The sequence below is a fragment of the Streptococcus equinus genome, from assembly GCF_049393735.1.
GTDB lineage: Bacteria > Bacillota > Bacilli > Lactobacillales > Streptococcaceae > Streptococcus > Streptococcus equinus_G.
The window spans coordinates 1,378,342-1,405,140 of record NZ_CP185946.1; the positions used below are offsets into that span (position 1 = coordinate 1,378,342).

At 37.1% G+C, this 26,799-nt stretch carries 29 protein-coding genes; 7 read left to right on the top strand and 22 right to left on the bottom strand.

The genetic code is table 11. From position 1 onward, the window contains the following. The first annotated feature begins 113 nt into the window (after positions 1-113). Positions 114-1,307 carry an MFS transporter gene (locus tag ACNTMY_RS06905; RefSeq protein ID WP_423215897.1) on the top strand — a complete coding sequence of 398 codons (1,194 nt, stop codon included), beginning with the start codon at positions 114-116 and terminating at the stop codon, positions 1,305-1,307. Positions 1,308-1,366: 59 nt separating this feature from the next. Here the strand turns inward: ACNTMY_RS06905 and ACNTMY_RS06910 are convergent, their stop codons facing one another. The 3 genes from ACNTMY_RS06910 to ACNTMY_RS06920 all read right to left on the bottom strand — a co-directional run bounded on the left by ACNTMY_RS06910 (position 1,367) and on the right by ACNTMY_RS06920 (position 3,101). Continuing rightward, on the bottom strand, positions 1,367-2,005 hold the full coding sequence (locus ACNTMY_RS06910) for an SAP domain-containing protein (RefSeq protein ID WP_423215898.1): 639 nt from the start codon (positions 2,003-2,005) through the stop codon (positions 1,367-1,369). 12 nt (positions 2,006-2,017) lie between these two features. Beyond that, a complete protein-coding gene (locus ACNTMY_RS06915) occupies positions 2,018-2,770 on the bottom strand; it encodes an HAD family hydrolase (protein ID WP_423215899.1) in 753 nt (250 codons plus the stop codon). 118 nt (positions 2,771-2,888) lie between these two features. Further along, a complete protein-coding gene (locus ACNTMY_RS06920) occupies positions 2,889-3,101 on the bottom strand; it encodes a YdbC family protein (protein WP_423215900.1) in 213 nt (70 codons plus the stop codon). 111 nt (positions 3,102-3,212) lie between these two features. Here ACNTMY_RS06920 and ACNTMY_RS06925 point away from each other — a divergent pair, with 111 nt between their 5' ends. Continuing rightward, positions 3,213-3,542 (top strand): hypothetical protein, encoded by a 330-nt coding sequence (locus ACNTMY_RS06925; RefSeq protein WP_024343748.1) that lies wholly within the window; start codon positions 3,213-3,215, stop codon positions 3,540-3,542. 56 nt (positions 3,543-3,598) lie between these two features. Here the strand turns inward: ACNTMY_RS06925 and ACNTMY_RS06930 are convergent, their stop codons facing one another. Next, positions 3,599-4,888 carry a peptidase U32 family protein gene (locus ACNTMY_RS06930; RefSeq protein WP_004232739.1) on the bottom strand — a complete coding sequence of 430 codons (1,290 nt, stop codon included), beginning with the start codon at positions 4,886-4,888 and terminating at the stop codon, positions 3,599-3,601. Positions 4,889-5,018: 130 nt separating this feature from the next. Next, positions 5,019-5,945, bottom strand: coding sequence for a peptidase U32 family protein (locus ACNTMY_RS06935; protein WP_021142821.1), 927 nt, complete (start codon positions 5,943-5,945; stop codon positions 5,019-5,021). Between the two features lie 272 nt (positions 5,946-6,217). On the opposite strand from ACNTMY_RS06935, the gene ACNTMY_RS06940 reads away from it, so the two are divergent. Further along, complete coding sequence (locus ACNTMY_RS06940) at positions 6,218-6,502, top strand: DUF3270 domain-containing protein (RefSeq protein WP_021142822.1); 285 nt, start codon at positions 6,218-6,220, stop codon at positions 6,500-6,502. Between the two features lie 63 nt (positions 6,503-6,565). Here ACNTMY_RS06940 and ACNTMY_RS06945 read toward each other — a convergent pair whose 3' ends face one another. The 7 genes from ACNTMY_RS06945 to ACNTMY_RS06975 form a co-directional block, all read right to left on the bottom strand. After that, positions 6,566-7,036, bottom strand: a complete 471-nt coding sequence (locus ACNTMY_RS06945) for a YtxH domain-containing protein (RefSeq protein WP_423215901.1) — start codon at positions 7,034-7,036, stop codon at positions 6,566-6,568. Then, on the bottom strand, positions 7,029-7,448 hold the full coding sequence (locus ACNTMY_RS06950; protein ID WP_021142824.1) for a DUF948 domain-containing protein: 420 nt from the start codon (positions 7,446-7,448) through the stop codon (positions 7,029-7,031). Before ACNTMY_RS06950 ends, ACNTMY_RS06945 begins: the two co-directional genes overlap by 8 nt. A gap of 21 nt (positions 7,449-7,469) precedes the next feature. Next, positions 7,470-8,252 carry a prolipoprotein diacylglyceryl transferase gene (gene lgt / locus ACNTMY_RS06955; RefSeq protein ID WP_423215902.1) on the bottom strand — a complete coding sequence of 261 codons (783 nt, stop codon included), beginning with the start codon at positions 8,250-8,252 and terminating at the stop codon, positions 7,470-7,472. Beyond that, entirely contained in the window at positions 8,245-9,180 is a 936-nt protein-coding gene (hprK, locus tag ACNTMY_RS06960; RefSeq protein WP_021142826.1) for an HPr(Ser) kinase/phosphatase, read from the bottom strand. Before hprK ends, lgt begins: the two co-directional genes overlap by 8 nt. A gap of 312 nt (positions 9,181-9,492) precedes the next feature. After that, positions 9,493-9,774 carry a PspC domain-containing protein gene (locus ACNTMY_RS06965; protein ID WP_021142827.1) on the bottom strand — a complete coding sequence of 94 codons (282 nt, stop codon included), beginning with the start codon at positions 9,772-9,774 and terminating at the stop codon, positions 9,493-9,495. Positions 9,775-9,870: 96 nt separating this feature from the next. After that, complete coding sequence (locus tag ACNTMY_RS06970; protein WP_423215903.1) at positions 9,871-10,308, bottom strand: SprT family protein; 438 nt, start codon at positions 10,306-10,308, stop codon at positions 9,871-9,873. Then, complete coding sequence (locus tag ACNTMY_RS06975) at positions 10,295-12,427, bottom strand: Tex family protein (protein ID WP_423215904.1); 2,133 nt, start codon at positions 12,425-12,427, stop codon at positions 10,295-10,297. The genes ACNTMY_RS06970 and ACNTMY_RS06975 overlap by 14 nt, the downstream gene beginning before the upstream one ends. 186 nt (positions 12,428-12,613) lie before the next feature. Between ACNTMY_RS06975 and ACNTMY_RS06980 the strand changes: the two genes are divergently transcribed. The 3 genes from ACNTMY_RS06980 to ACNTMY_RS06990 are packed head-to-tail and all read left to right on the top strand — an operon-like array spanning position 12,614 to position 14,468. Next, the gene (locus tag ACNTMY_RS06980) at positions 12,614-12,748 is read left to right on the top strand and encodes an SPJ_0845 family protein (protein WP_423215905.1); all 135 of its coding nucleotides are present in this window, start codon (positions 12,614-12,616) and stop codon (positions 12,746-12,748) included. Positions 12,749-12,753: 5 nt separating this feature from the next. Beyond that, entirely contained in the window at positions 12,754-13,659 is a 906-nt protein-coding gene (locus ACNTMY_RS06985) for a permease (protein ID WP_024343740.1), read from the top strand. Next, positions 13,656-14,468: a TIGR03943 family putative permease subunit gene (locus ACNTMY_RS06990; RefSeq protein WP_423215906.1), complete on the top strand. Its 813-nt coding sequence runs from the start codon at positions 13,656-13,658 to the stop codon at positions 14,466-14,468. The genes ACNTMY_RS06985 and ACNTMY_RS06990 overlap by 4 nt, the downstream gene beginning before the upstream one ends. 37 nt (positions 14,469-14,505) lie before the next feature. On the opposite strand, the gene ACNTMY_RS06995 is transcribed toward ACNTMY_RS06990, so the two are convergent. The 4 genes from ACNTMY_RS06995 to ACNTMY_RS07010 are packed head-to-tail and all read right to left on the bottom strand — an operon-like array spanning position 14,506 to position 17,635. Next, positions 14,506-14,673: a cytochrome O ubiquinol oxidase gene (locus ACNTMY_RS06995; RefSeq protein ID WP_423215907.1), complete on the bottom strand. Its 168-nt coding sequence runs from the start codon at positions 14,671-14,673 to the stop codon at positions 14,506-14,508. Between the two features lie 4 nt (positions 14,674-14,677). Further along, on the bottom strand, positions 14,678-15,976 hold the full coding sequence (gene ftsY / locus ACNTMY_RS07000) for a signal recognition particle-docking protein FtsY (protein ID WP_423215908.1): 1,299 nt from the start codon (positions 15,974-15,976) through the stop codon (positions 14,678-14,680). 40 nt (positions 15,977-16,016) lie between these two features. Next, on the bottom strand, positions 16,017-16,838 hold the full coding sequence (locus ACNTMY_RS07005; RefSeq protein WP_423215909.1) for a Cof-type HAD-IIB family hydrolase: 822 nt from the start codon (positions 16,836-16,838) through the stop codon (positions 16,017-16,019). Further along, positions 16,838-17,635: a Cof-type HAD-IIB family hydrolase gene (locus ACNTMY_RS07010; RefSeq protein ID WP_423215910.1), complete on the bottom strand. Its 798-nt coding sequence runs from the start codon at positions 17,633-17,635 to the stop codon at positions 16,838-16,840. The genes ACNTMY_RS07005 and ACNTMY_RS07010 overlap by 1 nt, the downstream gene beginning before the upstream one ends. A gap of 175 nt (positions 17,636-17,810) precedes the next feature. On the opposite strand from ACNTMY_RS07010, the gene ACNTMY_RS07015 reads away from it, so the two are divergent. Next, the gene (locus tag ACNTMY_RS07015) at positions 17,811-18,620 is read left to right on the top strand and encodes a DUF6287 domain-containing protein (RefSeq protein ID WP_423215911.1); all 810 of its coding nucleotides are present in this window, start codon (positions 17,811-17,813) and stop codon (positions 18,618-18,620) included. Positions 18,621-18,684: 64 nt separating this feature from the next. On the opposite strand, the gene ACNTMY_RS07020 is transcribed toward ACNTMY_RS07015, so the two are convergent. The 6 genes from ACNTMY_RS07020 to yycF all read right to left on the bottom strand — a co-directional run bounded on the left by ACNTMY_RS07020 (position 18,685) and on the right by yycF (position 26,561). Beyond that, positions 18,685-19,095, bottom strand: coding sequence for an NUDIX hydrolase (locus ACNTMY_RS07020; protein WP_423215912.1), 411 nt, complete (start codon positions 19,093-19,095; stop codon positions 18,685-18,687). A 15-nt stretch (positions 19,096-19,110) separates the two neighbouring features. Next, positions 19,111-22,650: a chromosome segregation protein SMC gene (smc, locus tag ACNTMY_RS07025; protein ID WP_423215913.1), complete on the bottom strand. Its 3,540-nt coding sequence runs from the start codon at positions 22,648-22,650 to the stop codon at positions 19,111-19,113. A 146-nt stretch (positions 22,651-22,796) separates the two neighbouring features. Next, complete coding sequence (gene rnc / locus ACNTMY_RS07030) at positions 22,797-23,483, bottom strand: ribonuclease III (protein ID WP_423215914.1); 687 nt, start codon at positions 23,481-23,483, stop codon at positions 22,797-22,799. Positions 23,484-23,695: 212 nt separating this feature from the next. Next, positions 23,696-24,505, bottom strand: a complete 810-nt coding sequence (locus tag ACNTMY_RS07035; protein WP_423215915.1) for an MBL fold metallo-hydrolase — start codon at positions 24,503-24,505, stop codon at positions 23,696-23,698. Then, positions 24,506-25,858 (bottom strand): cell wall metabolism sensor histidine kinase VicK, encoded by a 1,353-nt coding sequence (vicK, locus tag ACNTMY_RS07040; protein ID WP_423215916.1) that lies wholly within the window; start codon positions 25,856-25,858, stop codon positions 24,506-24,508. Next, positions 25,851-26,561, bottom strand: a complete 711-nt coding sequence (gene yycF, locus ACNTMY_RS07045; RefSeq protein ID WP_021142846.1) for a response regulator YycF — start codon at positions 26,559-26,561, stop codon at positions 25,851-25,853. The genes vicK and yycF overlap by 8 nt, the downstream gene beginning before the upstream one ends. Between the last annotated feature and the right edge of the window lie 238 nt (positions 26,562-26,799).

Genomic DNA, 26,799 nt, shown 5'->3' on the forward strand with positions numbered 1-26,799 from the left:
CTTACCATTTAAATAGCATTAATCATACTATTAATATTTGAATTGTTTCAATATTTTTTATATTGACAAAATAGTATGAGCAGTTATAATAAAAACTAATGAAAGGACGATTTATGATTTTAAGAAAATATAAGGATTTTGGACATTTATTTTTAGGACGTCTAATTAGCAATTGTGGTGATTCAATTTATACTATTGTTCTATCATGGTATGTGCTAGAAATGACTAATAGCGCCTGGTATGTTGGGTTATTGAATTTTTTGATTTTTATTCCCAATACCTTTTCTTTTGTTTTTGGAAAGAAAATTGATGCTTATCCAAAAAAATACTTATTAGTCTTTTTAGAGTTAGCACAATTATTAGCCGTTCTAGGTATTGTTATTGGCATATGCCTAAAAGGTATCAATACTAATCTAAGTTTAGCCATTATTCTTATCTGTGTCTTCACAGCTTCAACCATTGGATTAAATACTTACACTGTTCAAGATGCCCTAGTTCCAAAGATTGTCGCTTCAAAAGATTTAGCAAAGGCAGAAATGTATATGTCCATAGCGTACAACGGAACAGAATATGTCTTTACTGCTATCAGTGGATTTTTGCTCTCTGTTATTAGTTATATTCCTTTACTTTTAATTGATGCTTTTACTTTCTTAGGATCAATCATACTGTTTAAGAAGATAAAATTTAAAGAAAAAATTGAAAAAAATGTTGAACAAGCAGGTGTTTTAAGTGGAATTCGTTTTATCTGGCAAAATAAAGTCGTATTTTCGATTACACTTGGAGGAGCTATTCTTAACTTTCTCTTTGGTGGTTTTAACGTTTATCAACTCCTAATTGCTAAAGAAGTTGGTAACTCAGCTTTTTATGGCCTTTTAGTTTCTGCTTGTGCTGTAGGAACTCTAATTGGTACAACCTTTGTGGCAAATTATCTGTTACAAAAGTTAAGTTATGGTAAAGCTTTTTGGCTAGCAACTGCTATGTTTGGAATCGGAATTGGATCAACTGCACTAACTCAAAATCGTTATGTCATACTGCTCATTTGGTTTATATCATGTCTATTTTTAGGAGTGACACATGTGGCACAAAAACCTATTTTACAGACTGAAACTCCAGATGAACACCTTGGAAAAGTTTTTAGTGCATTTTATACAGTAACTATTCCAACATTGGCTATTGGTTCTCTTTTCTTTGGTTTTATTGCTGATTTCCTATCATGGCATATTTTTGTGGTGATATTTGCTGCAACTCTACTTTTAGTAGCTTTGCTTTACTATTCAAATAAAAAATTAAGGGATTATAGTATTTAAAACGTCACTAATTTTTATAGCACAAAAAAGAATTTGGAAAAATTCCAAACTCTTTTTCATCATCTTTTCTTCTTTAAAAATGGAAAAATATCCTCTTGATATAGCTCCACTAACTTTCTGTTATATATTTTAGGCATATCTGAATCTCTGACTTTTCCCCAGAGGATTGCTGCTACTTTTAAGGGGCAAGTGTAGGAGAGGGAAATCTCATCATTTCTAAAATCGCGGACAAAGTTATTCCATTGATAAGTCTTTTCCTCTTTATTTTGAGTTAAATCAACAGAAGCCCTTTCATATACATCAATCAAATCTTGAATTGTAGCTTCTGTATCATTGTTTGCCTCAATCTCTCTCATTTTAATCCCCATAGCTTTGTTAAACGAAAAATTTTCAACACCATAATAGTTGCTAAAAAATTTTCGCGTCTCATTGTTTAAACTAACTCCAGAAGCTATTATTTTTGTGTGAGGAGTTATATTACTAGCTAAAATTCCTGAGCGCTTATTTTTTCTTATGGGTTTAATTAAATTTGGCGGAGTTCCATCTAAAAATCTTGTAATGTATTCTGTTAGTTCATACTTTGTACCGTAGGTTGGCAAGTGATATTTCCGACAAATCTCTTGTAATTCTGTCTTGTACCAATAATATTTTTGAAATTCACTGACACTTAGCTTTTCAGAAAACATTGGACGTTGCATGACTATCTCCTCTCACCCCAAAAGCTCACTGATATCATCAATCACTTTGGCGTTCATGGTGTTAAGTGTTTGGATTTCATCTTTGGTGTATGGGAAGGTATTAAGCATAATGCCATCAATACCTGCAGCTTTTGCGATTGCCATGTCACTGGTGAAGTCATTTCCGACCATGACGGTTTCTTTGGGGTCAAGCTGATTTTCTTTTAAGACAAGATTCATAAAGTCAACCTGCGGTTTCTTCATTTTATGGTCTGATGAGATGTAAATCTTATCCAAAAATTCTCTGCATCCTGTCATTTCAATCTCTGCTTGGGTAAATGCACGCTGAGCATTTGAAAGTAAAATGACCGTAGCTCCTGCTTCTTTTAATGTTTTCAAAGTGGCTAGCGTATTTTCGTAAGCTTGTAATTTTTTTCGCGACAGCATTCTAAAGGTCTGGACAATGAGATTCCCCCAAGTTTCCAAATCAAGAATGATACTATCTGTCGCATGCTTGCGCGGTGCTTCAAGCATAAGCTCGATAAAAACCACTACCAAATCAACCTCAACGTGCTGCCATGAATAGTGTTTGCGCAATTTTTCTTCTTGGCGTTTGATTAGCTCATCATAATTAGTTTTCAGCTCATTGGCTGAGTAATCAGCACCATATGCACGATACAGCTCTGCCATTTTTTGCCAAAGCGCTAAGTCAGCCTCATCTGTCTCAATATCCACCAAAGTGCCGTAAAAATCAAAAATATAATTCTTATACTGTAAATTTGTCATTTGACCTCACCTTATGATTACGTTTACAAAGGCTATTATAGTGAAAAATAAAATATTTGACCAGTCTCAGCCGCAAAAAAAGCCGACAGACCATTAAAAATGATTTGTCGACTCTTTTTTATCCGCGAAAAGCATCCAAGATGATTTTGAATTCATCGTTTGTAAGTGTGATACCTTTGCCCATTTTACTGTGGCCTGGGCTCCATGAACGAATATCAAATTTTGGTTCAGCACCATTAAAGCTGACACGGTTCAATTCTTTTGTCCAGCCTTTATCGCTTTCAGATAGGGTAAGCAAGTGTTCAACGATTTCAAATTTAAATTCTGACATAATTAAGTCCTCCTACTTAATCTATTCGTAAAAAAATCCTAAACTTTTGATTATTTATTTTTTTAACTAAAAGGTGTATAATCATTTTATCAATTTTTGGGGTAAATGACTATGAAAAATATTATTAAACAATTTAAAAAGCAGGCACAGGCTTACATTGACTTTCGTGCTCCGCAGACAAATGAAGTCAATCTAAAAGCCAATAAAATCGCTGCTATTATCAAAGAGGCGCAGGAAAAACATTTAGCTTTACATGCGATTTATCTAGATGAAAGTTTCACTGGAGACCTTGTCAAATATGACGCTAAAGGTAGCAAGCTTATTCTCAAAAATTTTCAGCAAAACATCTCAACCATTATCCCAATTGAAGACATTAAACGTCTGACTTTAGTCCCACCGACTGTCAGAAAATCACAACTTCAAAATCCTAACAAAAAATGAACGACCTAAACAAAACTGTTTTTATGTCGTTCATTTTTTTATTATTACTGCTTTAATTATGCACGAACGGTTTTGCTTGAACCGTCAGTTTTGTAAAGGTTGACTAAACCTTCTTTACAAGCACGAATCATGTCACCAGGCTGAACAGCTTGTGGGACAGTGATTGTCAAAAGCTCCATTGGGTTTGGAGCACGATCAATTTTATTACCATCTGCGTCGTGCAAGTCTTTGATTGTTGTTTCAAAGTGACGAAGACCTGGTCCATAAAATTCGACTTTGTCTCCTTCGAGGATAACGTTACGTTGACGGATAGTTGCTGTCATTGTTGATTCGTCAAATGCAACAACTTCACCGACAAATTTATATTGTGGGATTTTACGGCGAGCACCGAAAAGTTGCTCGTTTTCTGTTGGTGTTTGGTAGTAGAAACCAGTTGCTAATTCACGTTGGGCAACTTTCCAAAGCTCATCAAGCAATTCGCCTTTAATAGCTTCAAATTTTGCTGGGCTTTCTAGGTAAGCATCAACAGCTGCGCGGTAGCAGTTTGTTACAGTTGATACGTAGTGAATTGATTTCATACGACCTTCAATCTTGAAGCTGTCGACACCATTATCAATCAAATCAGGCAAGTGCTCAATCATACACATGTCAACTGATGACATAGAAAATGGTTCTGGAACTTCACCTTCAAGACTCTTACGATTTTCACCAAATGGCATGTCGTAAAGGTCATATTTCCAGCGGCAAGATTGTGAACATCCACCACGGTTGGCATCACGGTGACTCATGTGGTTAGAAAGGACACAACGACCAGAGTAACCGATACACATTGCACCGTGAACAAAGGCTTCAATCTCAAGTGATGTGTGTTTACGGATTTCTGCAATTTCAGCAACCCCAACTTCACGCGCTAAAACGACACGTGACACACCAACTTCTTCCCAGAAAGCAAATGCTTCATAGTTAGTTGTAGAAGCTTGCGTAGAAACGTGAACTTCTAAACCTGGTGCTTCTGTTAAACAAATTGTAATCATGGCTGGGTCTGATACGATAACGGCATCAAGTCCCATGTCACGAAGTTTACGGAACCACTCTCCTGCACCGACTTCGTTTCCTTCGTGAGTAACCATGTTTGCTGCGACGTGGACACGAGCGCCACGAGCGTGAGCGTAGTTAATACCTTCTTGCAATTCTTCCATAGTGAAGTTACCAGCACGGCTACGAAGACCGAATTGTTGACCACCTACGAAGACTGCATCAGCTCCATAATCAACAGCGACTTTTAATTTTTCAAGAGTTCCAGCAGGTGCTAAAACCTCTGGACGTTTAAAATTATTTTTTGACATTATATTCTTCCTATTTTCAAGATAGTAAAAATGATTTTCGGTAAAATAGCTTTTACCACATTTCAATAATTCTGCTTAACATGCCCTGAAATAGTAACTCAATCATGATTAAGCAGTGGTTTACGTGAACTTATTTCACTTCTTTTGGATCAAACTCGTAGAATCCAGTTCCAAGTGTACGACCTTTTGGATGCAATTTACGGATTTCTTCGTCAAACAAGAAAGCTTGATCTTGAGTGAATTCACCCTTTTCTAGCAATTCTTTTGTCTTAACAAAGATTTTTGCAATCTCAACAAAATTATGACCTGGGCAATAGATACCATCTAATTTCCAATGTGTGTAGTTGTGTTCTACCAACTCAGTAATTTTTGGCATCATATCAAGGTCATCGGTATCAAAGATGTGTGTACCTTGTTTGTCTTCATAGATTGAATAATGTGTGTCTTTATCACTTGGTTCAGCAAGGAAAAGACCACGTTCACGTGTTTTTTCATCATCAATGTGTGTAAAATTGAAGTAATTTTGCAACAATGGACGTTTTGAATGATGAATAACAGTTGCTCCGTAAACAAGCACTTCCGCTGGGTAGCGAAGATTTTCTGACATTTGGAACAATTCAGCTGATGGGATTTCACGCGCAAGAACTGTCTCACTTGCACCGTGGTCACCCCAGAAGTTTACTTGACGGCTTGATGTTACAAAAACTGATGCGTCGTAAATCATCTTGAAATTGTAGCCTTCAGCTTTATTGACGTGGAAAAGACCAGCATCGCATGCCACAACATAATCCACTTTGATTTCTTTCAAGAAATCTAGATAAGTACGAATGGCATTAATCATGTCTTGGTGTAACAAAGCATTACATGCAACACTCAATTCTTTACCAGCAGCATGAACCAATTCAGCAATTTCACGAAGTTCATCATAAGAGAAATTGTGCGGTAAACGCAAACCATAATTTTCTTCACCCACATAAATGCGGTCAACACCTGCATCTAAGAGCTCTTTAACCTGCTCAATAGATTCAGCTGTCGCAGTAATAATTATTTTTTCCATAACGTTTTAATTATACCACTCCTATAACAATTAGTCACTCAGATCTCCTCGGAATCCTTTTGTTATAGCTTTCTAAAGTATTTTATCAATGCCTCAAGAATGAGCAAAACTTTATGAGAGGAGAGGCTCAAAAAGAAATCCTCATTTTGAAACAAAAAAGAGGAACAACTATTTTAAACATATTTTAGAGCAAGAGTCAAGTCCCTTTTTAAAAATAGGTGACAAATATCACAAATTATGGTATGATATCAGTTGAATTAGAGGAGAGGATTATGCCAACACCGTTAAAGCAACACAAAGACCTTGAAGACCAACATCTTCAGGCAGAGGATACCCCTAAATTTTACGAATTTAAAGAAATTAATCATAAGAGCGCTAAGTTTAAAGAATTAATGTTCTTTGCACGTATCGCTTTATTTGCTATTTCTACTGTTGTGGTATCTTTCTTTTTACTTGTCTTGAATCTCGCTCCTATCTGGGCTTTCTTATTTGCCTCTCTTATTAGCCTAGCTATTACTTCAGCGGTTTCAAGTATTATTTGGTCATTACGACACTGATATAAGGCTCCTAAGTTGGAGCTTTTTTAATACAAAAAAATAGCGGTCAAATGACCGCTATTCTTATTCTTTATCTTCAGGTGTTTCTGTTTGTTCAGTTTCAGAAGATGGTGTTTCATCCTTTGGTGTGTAATCAATGATGATGTCATCAACTTCTGCTTTTGTTTCTTCTTTAACGTCATCTGCTTCATCAACTGCTTCAGATACTTTTGAAGTGAATTCTGATACTTTTTCAGAAGCAAAATCTGCTGCAGCCTGACCTTTTTCTTTGACTACTTCAAGAAATTCATCAGTTGTTAATTCACCTGATTCAAATTTTTCTTTGTAATCATTGAATGTATCAACAGCCAAATCAGTGTATTCTGTTGCTTTATCTTTAGCTTTTTGATGATATTCGCAAGGATTTTCTTTGTAAGCTTGGTAAGCTTTAGTTGCTTTTTTTTGCAATTCTTTACCTTTTTCGGTAGATAGGAAGTAGGCTGCTGCGGCACCTGAGGCAACACCAATAATCACATTTCTTAATAGTTTACTCATGATTTTTCTCCTTTTTCAATATTTTTGAGGCAACTTTACCAACAGCGTAAGCTGCACTAGCTTTACCAACATTTGACGTTGCTTGAGAAGCTTTTTGAGACAAAAGTCTAGCTTGAGCATTCAAGTCTGAAACTGTCTCTGAAAGGTCTGCAACTGCGACAAACAAAGGATCAATCGTTGACACCTTACCATTGACATCTTCAACTAAGACATTTGCCTTAGCAAGAATTTCATTGGTTTGGTGAAGAGTGACATTAACATCGCTCGTCAAGACTTTAATCGTTTGCTTAGATTCGTCAATTGTCTCATTGACAACATCAACTGTTTTATATAGTTTAACACCAATTGGTATAAAAACAACAACTAAAACTGCAAAAGCAATGGCAAAAATTAATAGAGCTAATTCTAACATCTTATCTCCTATCTACTAAAGCTAATTTTGATAATAAGGAACATCCTTTTGTTTTCGTCTCCAGACAATCATCACAATACCGATAATAACCAAGATTGCTGATAACCACTGCGACACACGCATGCCAAGGAACATCAAGCTATCTGTTCGCATTCCTTCAATCACAAAGCGTCCACATCCATACCAAATCAGGTAAAAGAAAGTAATTTCACCTTGTTTAAAGAAATGTGGGCGGTGTCTTAAGCTCATGATAATGACAAACCCAAGCAGGTTCCACATTGACTCATACAAGAAGGTCGGAACACGGTAACTACCATCAATATACATCTGATTTTTAATAAAATCTGGAAGGTAGTTTAAGCTTTTAACAGCTTTACCATAGGCTTCTTGATTGACGAAATTTCCCCAGCGTCCAATGGCTTGCGCAATCATCACTCCAGGAGCCGCAATGTCAAGAAAATCAAGCGGGTGAATCGCATGATAATACGAAAAGATAAACAAGACAATAGCACCTGTCAGCAAGCCTCCATAAATGGCTAAACCACCGTGCCAAACAGCAAAGATTTCTGTCCATGGCTGACTAGCATAGTAGTTAAAATCAAAAATCACATAATAGAGACGCGCACCGATAATAGCAAGCGGAAATGCAATCAAGATAAAATCTAAAATGTCGTCTGGAATTATTTTTCGACGCGGTGCTTCTTTCATCGCAAGGTAAACAGCAAGAAGCATACCTGACACAATGAAAAGAGCGTACCATCGAATTGCAAAAGGACCAAATTGAATCGCAATTGGATTAATCATTTGATTCCTCATTCTTTGTAATGAGTTGTGTCAAACGATCTTCAAAAGTCTTAGTAGCATCAAATCCCATTTGTTTTGCACGATAGTTCATGGCTGCTGCTTCGATAACAACAGACATGTTTCGACCAGTTTGGACAGGGATACGTAAGCGCGGAATTTTGACACCTGATAATTCAAGTTCTTCATTTCCGTTTCCAAGACGATCAAACACTTTACCAGATTCGTAATTTTCAAGGTAAATCGCCAATTGAACTTGTGATGAATCTTTAACAGCACTTGCACCGTAAAGGCTCATAACGTCGATAATTCCGACACCACGAATTTCTAACAAGTGGCGAAGAATCTCAGCAGGTTCACCCCAAAGTGTTTCTTCATCTTTGGCAAAGACATCAACACGGTCATCTGCCACAAGACGGTGACCACGTTTAACAAGTTCAAGACCAGTTTCACTTTTACCAATACCTGAATCACCTTGAATCAAGACACCCATGCCATAAATATCCATCAAAACACCGTGAACACTTGTGCGTTCAGCCAAGCAAGAATCAAGATACCATGACATTTCACCTGATAAACGACTCGTTGGAACGTGACTTTGCAAGATAGCAATGCCTTTTTCCTTAGCAGCAGCTAGCATTTCTTCAGGAATTGCTAGATTACGAGCAACAATGATTGCTGGTGTTTCAGGCTTAATCATTTCTCGCAAAACATGACGACGATTATGTGACGTCATTTTTGTCAAATATGACCATTCCTTCATTCCCAAAAGTTGCAAACGCTCAGGCGAATAATAATCAAAATATCCAGTCATTTCAAGACCTGGTCGTGAAATATCTGCCGTTGTTATTTCTTTTGCTAATAAGTCATCATCACCGTAGATAACATCAAGTTTTACCTTGTCTACCAACATTTTTACAGTAACTGACATGCCCCATACCATGAACTTTTTACAAAAAATGTAAATGAATTGAAAAATGAAAAATAGACTGTTACTACATTTGGCCTATTTTCAGAGTATTTAACAATTCTGTTCAGTCCTTTTCCTCTTTTTTCATTATTATATCATAATAATCCTAAAAAGTAAGCGCTAACGCAAGCTTTTGGAAATTTCACTTCAAGTGTCAAAAAAAGGTTTGAGAACGGAACTCAAACCTTTTATCGTTTCTTAAGACTAGGATAAGTTCCTGTTATACTTATCTAGACTATTAACTACAAACATTAAAAACTTTTTTGCTAGTGGTTACCAGAACCAGCCGTCGTTGTCTTTGTCATCATCGTCAACAACTTCAGCATCCTTTCTTCGACGTGGCCCCGTACCATAGTTGTCACGATCGAGATCTTCTTTGTAAGGAAGAAAAATTGCTAAGAGAATGTATAGCACAATACCAAAACCATAAAAGTACATTAGCAAAGCTGCTAAAACACGTGTCAAAGGCAAGTCCCAGCCAAACTTATCAGCAATTCCGGCACAAACACCGCAAACCAGTTTATTTTTTCGCTGTTTATAAAGAGCTGATTTCATTTTCATCCCTTCCTTCCTTTTCTCACTATAAGTATTATACAAAATATCCTTTAAAATAAAATCAGCCTTACGACTGATTTTAAATTGAAAGTAAGATTATCTTATGTCAACATACGATAATTTGCCATGGCATCGTCCACAAACGTATTTTTTAGTGTTAACACGGCGTTTTCGGTGATATTCTTGACCACATTTTTGACAACGATAGCGGTAAAAATGCTCCTTCTTAGCAAGGCTTGGAGCGTAGCGAACTCCATCAACTTTTCGCAATAGTTCTTTAAAATCAGCATCTGAATGCTTGTAGCCTTTACCTCCAAAATAAAGATGGTAATGGCAAAGCTCATGTCGAACGATTTTTCGAAAAAATTCTTCTCCAAATGCTTCATAAAGCTTCGGATTAAAATCAAGATGACCATCCGCTGGAAAAAAACGTCCACCAGTTGTGCGCAGACGAGCGTTCCAAGTCGCTGTATGCAAAAAGGGTTTATCAAAATCTTCTAGTGAGACAGTTTTCACATAATCAGTTAAGTTCACGTAAATCTACCAATGAAAGATTAATTTTTCCGCGTTCTTTATCAATTTTTGAAACCCAAACTGTCACAACATCACCAACAGAAACTACTTGACTTGGGTGTTTGACAAAAGATTTGCTCATTTGAGAAATGTGAATCAATCCGTCATCGTGAAGACCGATATCAACAAAAGCACCGAAATCGACAACATTTCGTACAGTTCCTTCTAATTTTTGACCGATTTCAAGGTCTGAAATATCTAGAACATCTTGACGAAGGACTGGCGCTTCGAAATCATCACGCAAATCACGTCCTGGTTTCAAGAGGTCAGCAATGATATCTTTTAATGTTTCTTGTCCAATATTGATTTTTTCAGCCATTTCTTTGATTGATACAGCTTGTAATTTCACTTTCGCAGAATCATCTAAATCAGTGATAGCAAGTTCTTTTAATAAATGTTCAACAGCCTTATATGACTCTGGGTGAACACCTGTATTATCAAGAATGTTTTCAGCACCTGGAATGCGCAAGAAACCTGCAGCTTGTTCAAAGGCTTTAGCTCCCAAACGCGGCACTTTCTTGATTTCTTCACGAGAAGTGATTCGACCATTTTCATCACGATATTTAACAATATTTTCAGAAATTGTCTTGTTAAGTCCTGAAACATGTGACAAAAGTGCTGGGCTTGCTGTGTTAATATTAACGCCGACTTGGTTAACAACGGTATCAACAACAAAGTCAAGGTTCTCAGCAAGTTTTTTCTGACTGACATCGTGTTGATATTGACCGACACCGATTGATTTTGGATCGATTTTAACAAGTTCTGCAAGTGGGTCTTGCAAACGACGTGCAATGGAAATAGCTGAGCGTTTTTCAACAGTCAAATCTGGAAACTCATGACGTGCAAGCTCTGAAGCAGAGTAGACAGAAGCTCCGCTTTCATTGACAATCACGTAAGAAACATCTGGGAAATCTTTCAAGACTTGCGCAACAAATGCTTCACTCTCACGACTAGCTGTCCCATTTCCGATAGCAATGATTTCAATGCCATAAGTGCGAATCAAATCAGCCAAGTCTTTCTTAGACTGCTCAATCTTGGCTTGACTAGCTGGTGGAACTGGATAGATGACTTGTGTTGTCATTAGTTTTCCAGTTTGGTCAACGACAGCAAGCTTGGCACCTGTACGAAAGGCTGGGTCAAATCCGAGAACAATTTTTCCTTTCAATGGAGACACTAAAAGAAGATTACGAAGATTTTCTGAGAAAAGTTCGATTGCACCATCTTCGGCACTCTCAGTTAGCTCACTGTGAATGCGACGTTCCATTGCAGGAACAATTTTTTTCTTGATTGTTTTTGAAATAACATCATCGATATAAGCATTCTTATTTTTAAAACGTGATGCCATAAGTCGAATCATTTTATCAGTATTGTGATCAAAACCAACTTTCAAGATACCAAGTTTTTCCCCACGGTTAAGAGCAAGGATACGATACCCCTGAATTTTACCAACTTTTTCTGAAAAATCATAGTAGATTTGGAAGGTCTTTTTATCATCCGCGTCTTCATCTTTAACTGTTGATGTAACTGAACTGTATGACCAGATTTCATTGTAAACCCATGAACGAAGACGGTTATCTTCTGAGAATGATTCAATCAAGATTTCACACGCGCCAGCAAGTGCTTTTTCTGCTGTCTCAAAGCCTTCTGTCAAAAATGACTGCGCTTGTGTTTCAAGAGAGGGTTTATTTTGCATAATCAAGCGTGCTAATGGAAATAGCCCTGCTTCTCTGGCAATTGTTGCTTTTGTGCGGCGTTTTTCTTTGTAAGGAAGATAAAGCTCCTCAACATCAGCGAGCTTTTCAGCTGCTTCGATAGCTTTTTGAAGCTCAGCTGTTAGTTTACCTTGCTCTTGAATCTTAGCAAGAACAGTCTCTTTACGTTCAGCAAGAGCTGTCATGCTCTTATCTAAATCGATAATAGACTTAATCTGAACCTCATCCAAATTACCAGTCATTTCTTTACGATAACGAGCGATAAATGGAATGGTATTTCCTTGTGACGTTAAGTCTAAAACCTTAGCAATTTGACTTTCTTTAACTCCCAATTCTTGAGCAATTTTTATTATATTTTCATTTTTCATAGCTTATCCATTATATCAAAAAAATGCCTCAAACAGTGTTTTTAACTAGAGTTTTGAAAGATTTTAAGTTAATATTTACTGATTTTTATTAACTGACTTTTTATATTTTTCCAGCAAAATTTTGTAGAATTAAGCGATTGATAGTATAATAATGGGTGATTATATATAGAAAAGAGGCTACCAATTATGGCAATCACTCATAAACGTCAAGATGACTTAGAATCAATGTTTGCAAGCTTTGCAAGTTTTCCAAAAGTTTCTAGTGACCCTGAAAAAGAAAAGAAAAATGAGGACAACGAAACAAAGAAAGCGACTAATTAGTTTTTATGACCATTTTTAATCAATTACCAGCAAGTGTCTTACAATGGTTTGCTATTTTTATATCAATCATTATCGAGGCACTGCCTTTTGTTTTATTAGGAACTATTTTTTCTGGTATTATCGAAGTGTACGTCACACCAGATTTGGTTCAGCGATACCTTCCTAAAAATAAGATACTACGAATCATTTTTGGAACTTTTATTGGTTTTGTCTTTCCATCTTGTGAGTGCGGGATTGTCCCGATTATCACACGTTTTTTGGAAAAGAAAGTTCCAAGCTACACGGCTATTCCTTTTTTGGCAACCGCACCGATTATTAATCCCATCGTATTATTTGCGACTTATTCAGCTTTTGGAAATAGCTGGCGCTTTTTAGGGTTGAGGTTACTGGGTGCCATTGTTGTAGCGATGACTTTAGGTATCATGCTTGGCTTTGTCGTCGATGATAATATCTTAAAAGAAAATGCAGCACCGTGCCATTTTCATAATTACTCAAATGAGCCTTGGTACCGAAAGATATTTCTTGCGCTAGCGCATGCCATTGATGAGTTGTTTGATACAGGACGTTATTTGGTCTTTGGGTCTTTGATTGCCTCAGCCATGCAAATTTACTTGCCAACACGCATTCTGACAACAATCGGTGGTAATTCTTTAACAGCCATTCTTATCATGATGCTTCTGGCATTTATCTTATCACTTTGTAGTGAGGCTGATGCCTTTATCGGAGCTTCTCTGCTATCATCATTTGGTACAGCACCTGTTCTTGCCTTTCTTTTGATTGGTCCTATGGTGGACATCAAGAATCTCATGATGATGCTAAAATCATTTAAGACTCGCTTTATCGCACAATTTATCAGCGTTTCTGTTGTTATGATTGTCATTTATTGTATGCTTGTGGGGGTGATTGGATGATTCGATTTTTAATTCTTGTTGGCTATTTTGAATTAACCATGTACCTCCAAATCACTGGAAAATTAAGCCAGTACATCAATACTCACTATGCATACTTAGCTTACATTTCCATGGTTCTATCATTTATTCTAGCCATTATTCAGCTGGTTATCTGGATGAAAGACATGAAATTGCACAGCCATTTGCATGGTAAATTGGCTAAAATAACAAGTCCAATTATTCTTGCCATTCCGATTTTCATTGGTCTATTAGTACCGACTGTTTCTCTTGATTCGACGACAGTTTCAGCTAAGGGATATCATTTCCCGCTAGCTGCAGGCTCTACTGGTACTGTTAGTGATGATGGTACGCGGGTTCAATACCTAAAACCTGATACGAGCCTTTACTTCACTTCTTCTGCTTATGACAAAGAAATGAAAAAAGAAATGAGAAAATATCAAGGTTCAGGTGACTTAACCATTACAACGGACAATTACATGGAAATCATGGAACTCATCTATCTTTTCCCAGATGAATTTTCTGGTCGAAATATCACCTACACTGGCTTTGTCTACAATGAGCCTGGGCACGATGGTTATCAATTCCTTTTCCGATTTGGTATCATTCACTGTATCGCCGATTCAGGTGTTTATGGGCTTTTAACCACAGGAAATGAAACAAGCTATAAAGATAACACTTGGATTACAGCTACGGGTACAATTAGCCTCGAGTATGATAAAACACTTGAACAAACCTTGCCTGTTTTACACGTTTCAACATTCAAAGAAACTGATGAGCCTGATAATCCTTATGTCTATCGAGTCTTTTAACTAAAAAAATAAATCCCTCTTTATAGAGGGATTTTTTCTATTTTTTGAAATAAGCAAAAAATAAACGAGCAATATTAATAAGAGTCATAAGTGCCCAGACAATCGTGATTGTCCAATTACTCTCAGCAAGATAAATCAAAGTTAAGACGAATGTTGCTGAAGTGAGCAAAATTGTCGACAAATGCACTTTTACAAAATCAAGCATATCCTTAAATAATCCCTTCTAGGAGACCACGGATAAAGTCTTCAGAATCAAATTCACCGATATCATCGATTTTTTCACCAAATCCGATGAATTTAACTGGGATATCAAGTTCTTGACGGATGGCAAGAACGACACCACCTTTGGCAGTTCCATCGATTTTAGTCAAGATAAGTCCTGTCAACGGAGTGATTTTTGAAAATTCTTTAGCCTGACTAAGGGCATTTTGACCTGTTGAGGCATCAAGAGCAAGAAGGGTTTCATGCGGCGCATCAGGCACCACACGCTTGATGATGCGACCAATTTTTTCAAGCTCTGCCATCAAGTTATCTTTGTTTTGCAAACGTCCAGCAGTATCAATCAAAAGGACATCAACGTTTTCAGCAACAGCTCTTTCCATACCATCAAAAACGACTGAAGCTGGATCAGCTTTTTCTGGACCAGTCACAACAGGAACACCAACACGACGTCCCCATTCAGCAAGCTGAGCAACTGCACCAGCACGGAAAGTATCCGCTGCAACAAGCATGACTTTTTTGCCTTCGTTTTTGTATTTGTAAGCTAGTTTACCGATTGATGTTGTTTTACCGACACCATTAACACCAACAAAAAGCATAACTGTCAAATCATCTTGGAAATTGATTTTTTCGTTGAAGACACCGTCTTTTTCATAAATTTCAACCAATTTTTCGATGATAACACGTTTCAAATCATCAGCTTTTTTGGCATTTTCAAGCTTAGCTTCATAACGAAGATCTTCTGTTAGCTGAGTTGCCACGTTAACACCAACGTCTGATAGGATGAGCATTTCTTCAAGTTCTTCAAAGAAATCTTCGTCTACACGACGGAAGTTGGCAAGGAAAGCATTCAAACGTGCACTAAAACCTGTACGTGTCTTTTTAAGACTACGATTGTATTTTTCCTCTTCTGTCTCAACAGGAGCGCTAACTGGTGCTTCTGGTTCAGACACTTCTTCAACCTCTTTACGTGTTTCAACTGCCTCAAATTCAACTGTTTCACCACGGTCAAGAGCTGCTTGGGCTGCTTCTTTTTTAGCATAGTAATCAGCCATAACGTTTGAAAATTCATTAGAGGTTGATGGTTCTTGAGTGGCTTCTTTTACAACTTCTTCGATTGCTACCTGCTCAGAATCTTCACTAACAGTTTCTTCCGTTACGTGCTCTGCTACAGTTGTATCAAGAGCTTCCTCTGCTTCTTTTTTGTCAAGTTCTTGAGTATTTTTTTGCTCCTCAACAACTTCTTCAGTATCCTTTTTCTTTCCAAATAAACGATCAAATAATCCCATATTAAGCTACCAAGAGAACGCTAAGTTTCTCTCATCCTTTCTACTTCGCTTGTAAAATGTATTTTTCAACAGCTTCTGCGACACCTGACTCTTCGTTTGTACGACTAGTCACAACGTCTGCTGTTTCTTTTGCGATTGCAACGCCATTTGCCATAGCAACGCCTAAGCCTGACCATTTCAACATAGAAAGGTCATTTTCTTCATCACCCATAGCCATGACATTTTTTGATGATAAGCCCAAGTGCTCCACCAACTGATTTAAACCAGCAGCTTTGTGAACACCTTTAGGCATCATTTCTACTATAATATCACGTGATTTAAAAATTTCAAAATGTTGGTGTAACTCTTTTGGCAATTTTAGCAATTGTTGGTCCAAAAATTCTGGATTTGTCACGCTGACGACTTTGTTATAAATCACATTCTCAGGAATTTCAGCAAAGCTATTAACCGTAACAAAATCAAGAGTTGGATTTGCTTCTGGGTAATGCGAAATATTGCCACGGCAAGCAAGGCTGTATACGATACCGTCGCTAAGCACATCAAATGGAAGAGCAAGTGGCTCTAGATGGCTGTACAAGAGTTTTAACTGTGAACGAGTCAACTCACTTTTGTCCAAAATTTCCCCATTTGTCTTTTGAACCAATCCACCATTGAAAGTGATAATGTAGTCCTCATCAGAAATCAAATCTAACTCTTCAAGCAAGCCACTAATAGCTTTTAGTGGACGTCCTGTTGTGATGACCACTTTGACACCCTTATCACGTGCAGCTCTGAGCGCTAGCTTATTTTCACGCGTAACAATTTTTTTACTGTTAAAAAGTGTCCCATCCAAATCCAAGGCAAGTAATTTGATATCTGCCATTAATCAACTAATCCTTCCATGTAATCCATAACTGATTCGTCATCGCAGTGCCCAATGATTTCACTTGAAATTTCCTTGATTTCTTCCCTAGCATTTTCTGTTGCTACGGCTGTTCCAGCAAATTCGAGCATTTCATAGTCATTAAGATTATCACCAAAAGCCACAACTTCAGAAGCAGACAAACCATAAGATTCGCAAAGTGCCTCAAGACCTGTTCGTTTATTAACATCAGAAAGGATAATATCGATTGATTTGAAACCAGTCGTTACTGCTTTGACATAATCAATGCGTTCGTTAAACCAAGCTTCACCTTTTCGCACAGTGTCTTCAGAAAAGTTAGCCGTAACTTTCAAAATATTATCAGTAACGTTTGCCAAATTATCGACACGTTGCACATTTTCATAATAATGACTGATAAAATCTAGGTATTCATCACTAGCTTTCGGGTGCAAATAAGCACCTTTTTCACCTGATAAAAGGAAATCATATCCATCCATATATGGACTCTCAATCAAAGTATCGGTAATTTCTAAAAATTGTGGTTTTGACAAGCCAGACTCAAAGACAACCTTATCTCCGACTTTAACGAGTGTTCCATTTTCAGCGATAAATGCCATTTTATCGGCATGATGCTGAAACATTTTTTCCAAAGCTAGCATTGAACGACCGCTAGCTGCTACAAAAAGCATATTATTTTCTTTAAATTTTTCAAGGACATTATGGAGACGACCACCGTCAAAATAACCTTTACTTGTTAAAAAGGTTCCATCCATATCTGTCGCAACAAGTTTTACCATTTCTCTCTCCCTCAAATTACATAATTCTATTCTAACAAAAAACACTGTAATTTTCCTGCTAATACTCCATTCTTTTCTCCTTCAAAAAAGTTTTTCAATTTTTTTGAAAAAAATCCAAGTTTTTTAAAATTTTTTCGAATATATTATTGAGAAGTAAATTTTGAAGAGGTATATCATGAAAAAACGCAAGCACTATTTTTGGATTTCTGGTTTACTAGTAGTGAGTTTCTGTGGAGGAGCTTTGGCTGTCAATCAACATTCAAAATACCAACCAACAACTGCTCACATCACTCAAAACAGTCATTCCAAGCCAAAATCTCGTAAAAGCACTTCAGCAGCAACTCGTAAAAAAGAAGGCAAAAAGCGCCTTGATTTATTCGAACTTCCAAATGAGAAAAAGATTACTGATACTCTAGTAAAGAGTGGAAAAGAAATTATCGATTCTCGAAAAGTTAGTAACGAGAACAGTTGTTTTGATTGTGCTGCGCTAGCTCAGGGGGATTTTTCAAGTCTTGCTGGTACTTGGCAGGACGCTAATGGGTTCACTTTTGAATTCTCACCGCAAGGTTTGGTGTCACAAGACGGAAAATTAACTCTGTCAGCACTTGCCTACGATGATAATGGCGAAGCTGTTTCTCAGATTTCATCCCTAACTGGAGGATTTATCTTATACTACTATCCTGCAGGCAAGCAAATTCCTAACTGGCATTTTAACATTACTGATTCTGACCCATCTGATTACGGGCGTGACCGCTTATTTGCTACGCAGCTCAGCCGATTCGACTATGAGTCAACACAGCAATTCGTAAACGGCGTCTTTTACAAGATTTCAGACCAGTACAGTCAGAACACAAAAACCGAATCTGACACAGCAGAACTCTCAGATAATCAAGAAGAAAGTGCTGATACACTCACAACCACTTTATCAGACAATCAAACTGACGAAACAATAGAATCACAAACAGAAACTGCGGCAACCAACTAAACCATTTGAATATAACTAACCTCCCAACTAGAATTAGTTGGGAGGTTGTCTAATATCACAAAAACTATTTACTTTCCAATATTTCTGCCAAATAAGGAACAATTTTTTCTCCATCCAAATCATTCAAATCACTTATCCAACGATAGTCAGTATGTTCTTCGGGATTCAATGTAACAATTATTTCCTTATTCTTAGGAAGATGAGCATCATAAACTAATCTAGTGTATACAATACCATTATCTAAATTACTATCTTCATGAATAATATCATCTATTTTGATCTGAAGTCCTACTTCTTCAAGACACTCTCTGACAGCAGCAGCTTTCGGCAATTCCTCACTCTCAACACTTCCACCAGGAATATCCCAATAAAACGGATAAACATTATTTCTACCATAGCTTGTGGCAACACGTTTTATCACTAAGTATTTTTCGTGATACTTTATTAAACTATGTGCAATTAGTTTATTTAACATTTTTCCTCTTTAATGTTATTCTACAAGATTTTCAGCATCTTTCAGCTTAACTGATACGATACGTGAAATTCCTGATTCTTGCATGGTTACCCCGTAAATACTGTCAGCGGCAGCCATTGTTCCCTTACGGTGAGTGACTACGATGAACTGACTTGATTTATCAAAGCGGTTGAGGTAATCACCAAATCGTTTGACATTTGCCTCGTCAAGCGCCGCTTCAACCTCATCAAGAATGACAAATGGAATAGTTTTCACGCGAATGATGGCAAATAGCAGAGCTAAAGCAGAAAGTGCTTTTTCCCCACCTGACATCAGGTTAAGTGACTGAATCTTCTTACCTGGTGGCTGAACGGAAATTTCAATTCCCGCTGTTAATAAGTCACCTTCTGTCAGTGAAAGGTCTGCAGAACCGCCACCGAACATTTGTTTAAAGGTTTCTTTGAATGATTCACGAATAGCATTGAATGTCACTTGGAAACGAGATTTCACTTCGTCATCCATCTCGTTAATGGTATCAAGTAGAAGATTCTTAGAGTGAACCAAATCTTCTTTTTGACCATTCAAGAATTTCAAACGTTCATTGACTTCATCATATTGTGAAATAGCATCTAGGTTAATTGGTCCAAGTGCTTTAATACGACGGCGCAATTCTTGCAATCGTTCACGAGCCGTTTCCATATTTTCGACAGCTTGGCTTGCTTCTTTTGCTTCGTCTAAAGTCATATGATAGTCTTCAGTCAAATCAGTTGAAAAACCACGCAAACGTTCAGAAACTTGGCTCACTTGCGCTTCAATTTGAGCTTGTTTGCGAATCAATTCTTCATTTTTCTGATTTTCTTTAGCAACTTGCTCTTCAAGCTCTTCAAGATTAGCTTCGCAATCTTCTAATTCAAATCGAAGACTAACTAAGCGCTCTTCTTCACTAGCTTTTCTTTCAATTGCTTCATTGTGTTGTTTTTGTAAATCTGGTAGATTTTCGACTTGATTATCACTAGCATGAAAGGCAAGTAACTCTTCACATTTTGCTATTTCAGATTTATTTTCTGCTAAGCTGATTTCAAGACGTGTCTTGTTAGCTGATTCAAACTTACGTTCACTCAATAACTCGCGTTCTTGCAATTTGGCTTGTGACAACTGTTGACGAAGGCTATCAACTTTTTGTGTAATTGAGTTTTTGTTAGCTTTGATTTGCTCAATTTCACTTGTCAATTCTTGCTTACGTTCTGCAAGTGTTGTTAATTCAGCTTCAAAGTGAGATTTTTGAGCTTCCAGGTCATTTGAACTGTGGTCTGTTCCATTTTCCTCAAGTTGTTTGCAAAGCTGATTAACATCATTTAAACGCTCAGCCAATTGTTGATATTCAAGTTCAGCTTTTTGTTCGGCAAAACGAGCTTCTTCGCCTTGAGCTTTCAAAGTAGCTAATTGTTCTTTATTAGCTCGCAAAGTTTCTTGAAGTGATTGAACATGTTTTTCCTGCTTGATTTGACTTGCTTGAAGCTCATTCAACTCAGCAATCAGATTTTCAAGTTCTGGCTTGATAAAGGTAGTGTTATTTTGACGATTAGCACCACCAGAGAATGAACCACCTGGACGGATTTCTGTCCCATCCAAAGTCACCAAACGCACTTGATAATGCAGTGCACGCGCAGCCTTATTAGCATTATCGACGGTATCAAAGACAGCTGTCACTCCAAGAAGGTTTTGGAAGATATTTTCCAAACGTTCATCGTATGACACCAAACTGCTTGCCACACCAAGGAATCCTTGACTTGATGTCAAAATAGAATGGTTCTGCTGTGATAAGTGACGTGCTTTAATCGTTGTCAATGGCAAGAATGTCGCACGACCTTGACGATTTTGTTTCAAGAATGCGATTGAACGTTTTGCGGCGTTTTCATCTTCAACAATCACATGCTGGCTTGAGCCGCCAAGAGCAATTTCAAGTGCCGTTTGGTACTTGCGATCAAAACTCAAATGCTCACTCACCGCACCAATAATCCCACCAAGTTGGCTAGAAGCTTGCAAAACTGATTTGACACCAGCATAAAAATTGCTGTGATTTTTAAGAATTGACTCAAGACTTGACTTACGAGCTTCTTTTGATTTGATGACATCAAGTTGATCAAACATTTTTGTTTGCTCAGCTTGATAATCTTTTTCGAGTTGGCTAGTCTTAGCAAATAATTCTTGGTAAGCATCGAGCAATTCTTTAACCTTACCACGTGTAGCTTCAAAAGTATCTAAAGCTTGCTTAGCATTTTCTTTCAATTCAGCTAAATTTGCCTTTGTCTGTGCCAATTCTTCAGATTTTGATTCTGATAATTGTTTTTGATTATCAATATCAGCAATCGTCATGGTCAAACGGTTAGACAAATCTGCTTCTTTTTGCATTAAGCCAACAAATTCTTCACGTAATTTTTCAATGATTTGATCAGGATCTGTTGAAAAGCGATCTAATTCAGCCTGCAATTTTTGAATAGTAGCCGTTGTTTGAGTTAGCTGACTATCTAACTGCTCAAGCTGATTTTCTTTTTGAGCTAACTCTTCTCGTAAACTTGCTTGACTCTCTTTCAAATCAGCCAATTTTGTGCTAGCTGCTTGTTTTTTCTCTTCTTTTTGACTTGATTCCAAAGCAAGCAAATCCATTTGACGTTCAAAATCAGAAATAGCTTTGGTAATATCAACCAAACCAGCTTGTTTTTTCGCCATTTCTTCAGATAACTGATGACGTTTTTCTTTTAAATCTTGATTTTCTTTTTCAAATTTCTGACGTTGCTCGTAGTAAGCAGACAAGTTTGATTTAATTTCTGCTAGGTCTTCTTTTAACTTACTCAAGCGTGCCATGTCAGTTTGAATGTCTTCAACTAAAATATTTAAGTGAAGCTGTTTACGCTCGTCTTCTAAAACGATAAATTCTTTAGCAACTTGTGCTTGACGTTCCAGTGGCTTAACTTGCGCTTCTAACTCATAAATAATGTCATCCAAGCGGTCTAAGTTGTCTTGAGTTTGATTTAGCTTAGCTTGCGTTTCTTTTTTACGAGTTTTGTATTTTAAAACACCAGCTGCTTCTTCAAACACTGCGCGACGGTCTTCAGGTTTGCTATTAAAAATTTCTTCGACACGCCCTTGGGAAATAACTGAGAATGAATCACGCCCCAGACCAGTATCCAAAAACAAATCATGAATATCACGTAAACGAACTTTACGTCCATCAATCAAATATTCGCTGTCACCATTTCGATAAATGTGACGTTCAACACGAATTGTTTCTTTGGCATCTTTAATGAAACCATCCGAGTTATCCAAGTTGACAACAACTTGTGCGTAGTTAAGTGGCTTACGATTTTCAGAACCTGCAAAAATGACATCTGGCATCTTGCCACCACGCAGATTTTTTGCAGAAGACTCACCAAGTGCCCAACGGAGGCTTTCAGTAATATTTGATTTACCAGAACCGTTAGGACCTACAACAGCTGTCACTCCCTTATCAAATTCAATTGTTGTCTTGTCGGCAAAGGACTTAAAGCCCTGCATTTCAATTTCTTTTAAATACATAAAATAAGAGATAAAAAGACAAACAACCTTCCTGAACTAGCAATCAAGAAATCACTATAATTTCTTAGTTGCCCTCTAGGCTACGCCAAATACGTATCAACCTAGGACAGGTTGGACATTTGCCTTACTAATTCCTTTCAAACGTCTTATTGAAGTAACGCCAAAGCGTTTTTAGCAGCATCTTGCTCAGCCAATTTTTTAGATTTTCCGATTCCTTGACTTTTGGCTTCATCATTGACATACACAGTCACTTCAAAAACTTTAGCATGTGCAGGTCCAGATTCATTTGAAACACGGTAGTCAATCGTAACATCTCCATGACCTTGTAGTAACTCTTGAAGTGTTGTTTTATAATCTTTAACACGTTCGAAGTTACCTTTTTCAACTTGCGGAATCATAACTTGATTCAAGAATTTATTGACAGCCTCAACACCTTGGTCCATCAAAAGAGCTCCAAGAAAGGCTTCAAACAAATCTCCTAAAATTGTGTCACGGTTACGTCCACCAGATTTTTCTTCACCATTACCAAGTTTGATGAATTCATCAAAACCACAGTAACGTGAAAATCCAGCTAGTGATTCTTCACGAACGATAACTGAGCGCATCTTAGAAAGGTCACCTTCTGGTTTCTTAGGATACTTTTTAAACAAGTATTGTGAAATCAAAAGTTGAAGAACCGCGTCTCCTAAAAATTCCAAGCGTTCATTGTGTGAAATGTTTAGGAGGCGATGTTCATTAGCATAAGATGTGTGAGTAAAAGCAGTTTCGAGCAAAGTAGTGTCTGTAAATGTGATACCAAAATCTCGCTGAAGTTTTGTATCTAAAGCTTGCATGATAAATCTCCCTTCAAAAAGTGGTCTATTAATTTATATCATCAAAGTATTTCTTGAGATGACTCAAGATAATTTTCTACTATAGACTATATCATTATACCAAAAAATCTGTTAAAAGTGGGACTCAGTCACAAAATCACCAGAATTCTTTCTATTAAAGGTCACTTTTTAACGTAAAAAACAAGCTTCGAAATGATCGAAACTTGTCTTTTTTAGATTTCAGTTAATGGCGTTGCTTCATCTGGTGATGTATCAAATACGGTCATATCATGACCAACCGCAAAATCAGCTTGCATCAAATTATTTTCCATAGTCATGTGAGCTAGTTCTTTGATATTATTTTCCTTACTCAAGTGACCAAGGTAGATTTTTTTCGTACGATCACCAATGGTGCGAATCATCGTATCTGCACCGTCTTCATTTGACAAATGCCCTCTGTCTGATAGGATACGTTGCTTCAAGCTCCATGGATAAGAACCCGCACGCAAAATCTCAACATCGTGATTCGACTCAATCAAATAACCATCTGCATTTTCAATGACACCAGCCATTCTATCACTAACATAACCCGTATCAGTCAAAACAACAAATGATTTGTTATCTTTCATCAAACGGTAAAATTGTGGATCAACCGCATCATGGCTAACTCCGAAACTTTCAATATCAATATCACCGAAAGTCAATACTTTGCCACGCTCAAAAATATGTTTCTGAGCAGTGTCAAGTTTTCCAATCATATTGCGCTCATCAATCATTTGCCAAGTTTTTTCATTGGCATAAACATCAAGATTGTAACGGCGAGCAAGCACTCCAACACCTTTAATATGGTCAGAATGTTCGTGTGTAATTAAAATAGCATCCAAATCTTCTGGTTTTCGATCAATATCAGCAAGAAGACTGGTAATTTTCTTACCAGTCAACCCTGCATCAATCAAAAGACGTTTTTGTGGTGTTTCAACATAAAATGAGTTACCAGTAGAACCGGAAGCTAAGACACTATATTTAAAAGCATTCTCAGACATCTAGTCCTCGTCATCCTCCCATTCGTCATAAATATCAGAATCCTTCTCATACGGAAGAACAATTGTAAAAGTTGAGCCTTTTCCATAAGTACTTTGAGCCCAAATAAATCCTTTATGCTGTTTAACAATTTCTTTTGCAATCGCAAGACCAAGTCCTGAACCACCTTGAGCACGACTTCTCGCCTTATCAACACGATAGAATCGGTCAAAGATTAGCGGCAAATCTTTCTTAGGAATACCAAGACCTTCATCAGAAATTGAAATAATCAACTGTGTCTCAGTTGTCTTCATGCTGACAGTGATTTTACCACCATCTGGCGAATACTTAATTGCATTATTAAGGATATTATCCAGAACTTGCGTCATTTTATCTGGGTCAATTTCTAACCAGATAGACTTGATTGGATAATCTCTGACAATCTCGTACTGCTTACCAGCGACCGTGTGTTGACTCTTAATTTGGTCAAAGCGGTTCAAAATTGATGTCATAAATGCTGTAAAGTTAGTCATTTCAACTTCAAGCTGAACAGTCTGATTATCAATTCGAGACAGATTGAGCAAATCAGAAATCATTCGAATCATACGGTTTGTTTCATCAAGAGAAACTTTAATAAAACTTGGTGCAATATCTTCTTTAAGCGCACCTTCATCCAAAGCTTCCAAGTATGATTTCACAGATGTCAACGGTGTACGCAATTCGTGACTAACATTCGATACAAATAAACGGCGTTCACGGTCTTCTTTTTCTTGTTCAGTTGTATCATGTAAAACAGCAATCAACCCTGAAATAAAACCACTATCACGACGATTGAGGGCAAAACGAATACGCAAAGTGATAAACTCACCAGTCTCATCACGACGATTTAAAACAATTTCTGGTGTCTTAGAAACCAAATCATGGTAAGTATAATCACTATCATCACCTAAAATATCAACGATATTCATTCCAAGTGCTTCTTCGCGTTCCAGATTAAGTTGCTGCTGAGCTGTTTGGTTAATCATAGTGATATTTCCAGAACGGTCAGTAGCCAAGACACCGTCAGTCATGTAAGACAAAATACTAGCCAAACGATTTTTTTCCTGCGCAAGATTTTCCTGAGCCAAGCGAAAGACTGTTGACAAATCATTTAATTGCCCAGCTAATTCAGCTAAATCCCTGTCTTTCTCGATGATAATATCTTCTGTATATTTTCCAGTAATCAGCTCACGAACCTTACCACTCAAGCGACGAATATTGGCGGAAGTTCTATAATCACGAATCGCCAAGTGAATAAAGTAAACAGCTACAAAAGCTAGCAAGAATAGGATAGCTTGTTCAAAAAGATACTGATTTTGTACCATTATATTATTCATAAGACTTCATGTAATAGCCGACACCGCGACGTGTCAAAATGTATTCTGGGCGACTTGGTGTGTCTTCGATTTTTTCACGTAAACGACGGATAGTTACGTCAACTGTACGGACATCACCAAAATAATCGTAACCCCAAACAGTTTCAAGAAGATATTCACGTGTCATAACTTGTCCCATGTGAGTTGCCAAATGGTGCAACAATTCAAACTCACGGTGTGTTAATTCAATATCTTCACCACGTTTTTGTGCCACAAATGCATCAGGCAAGATTTTCAAATCACCGATTGTGATTTCTGAGTTTGAAGAAGACGCATTTTCTTCAGCAACTGCAGATTCGATATTTTCAGTACGTCGAAGATGTGCTTTAACACGCGCTAACAATTCGCGATTTGAGAAAGGTTTTGTGACATAGTCATCAGCACCGATTTCAAGACCAATAACTTTATCAAATTCACTATCTTTCGCAGATAGCATAATAATAGGAATATGACTTGTTTTACGAACTTCCTTTGCAACTTCAAGTCCATCCAATTCCGGCAACATCAAATCCAAAATAATCAAATCAGGATTTTCTTCTTCAAATTTTTCAATAGCTTCACGACCATCAAAAGCCGTAACGGTTTCATAACCTTCTTTAGTTAAATTAAATTTAATAATATCTGAAATTGGTTTTTCATCATCAACAATAAGAATTTTTTTCATATGTCACCTCTTCAATTTATCAATAGAATAAAAAATTCTCAACCAACAATTCTATGTCATTTCATTGCAAAAATGACCACTACCCCCTATTATATCAAAATTCAATACTAATTGGAAACATTGGCAACTTTTGAAACAATAAAGTAATATTTTCATGAAACAAGAGCTTCTAGTTTTCTTGTAGTTATTTAAATTTTCTGAAACATTTGACACTTAACATGTAATGTGGTAACATAAA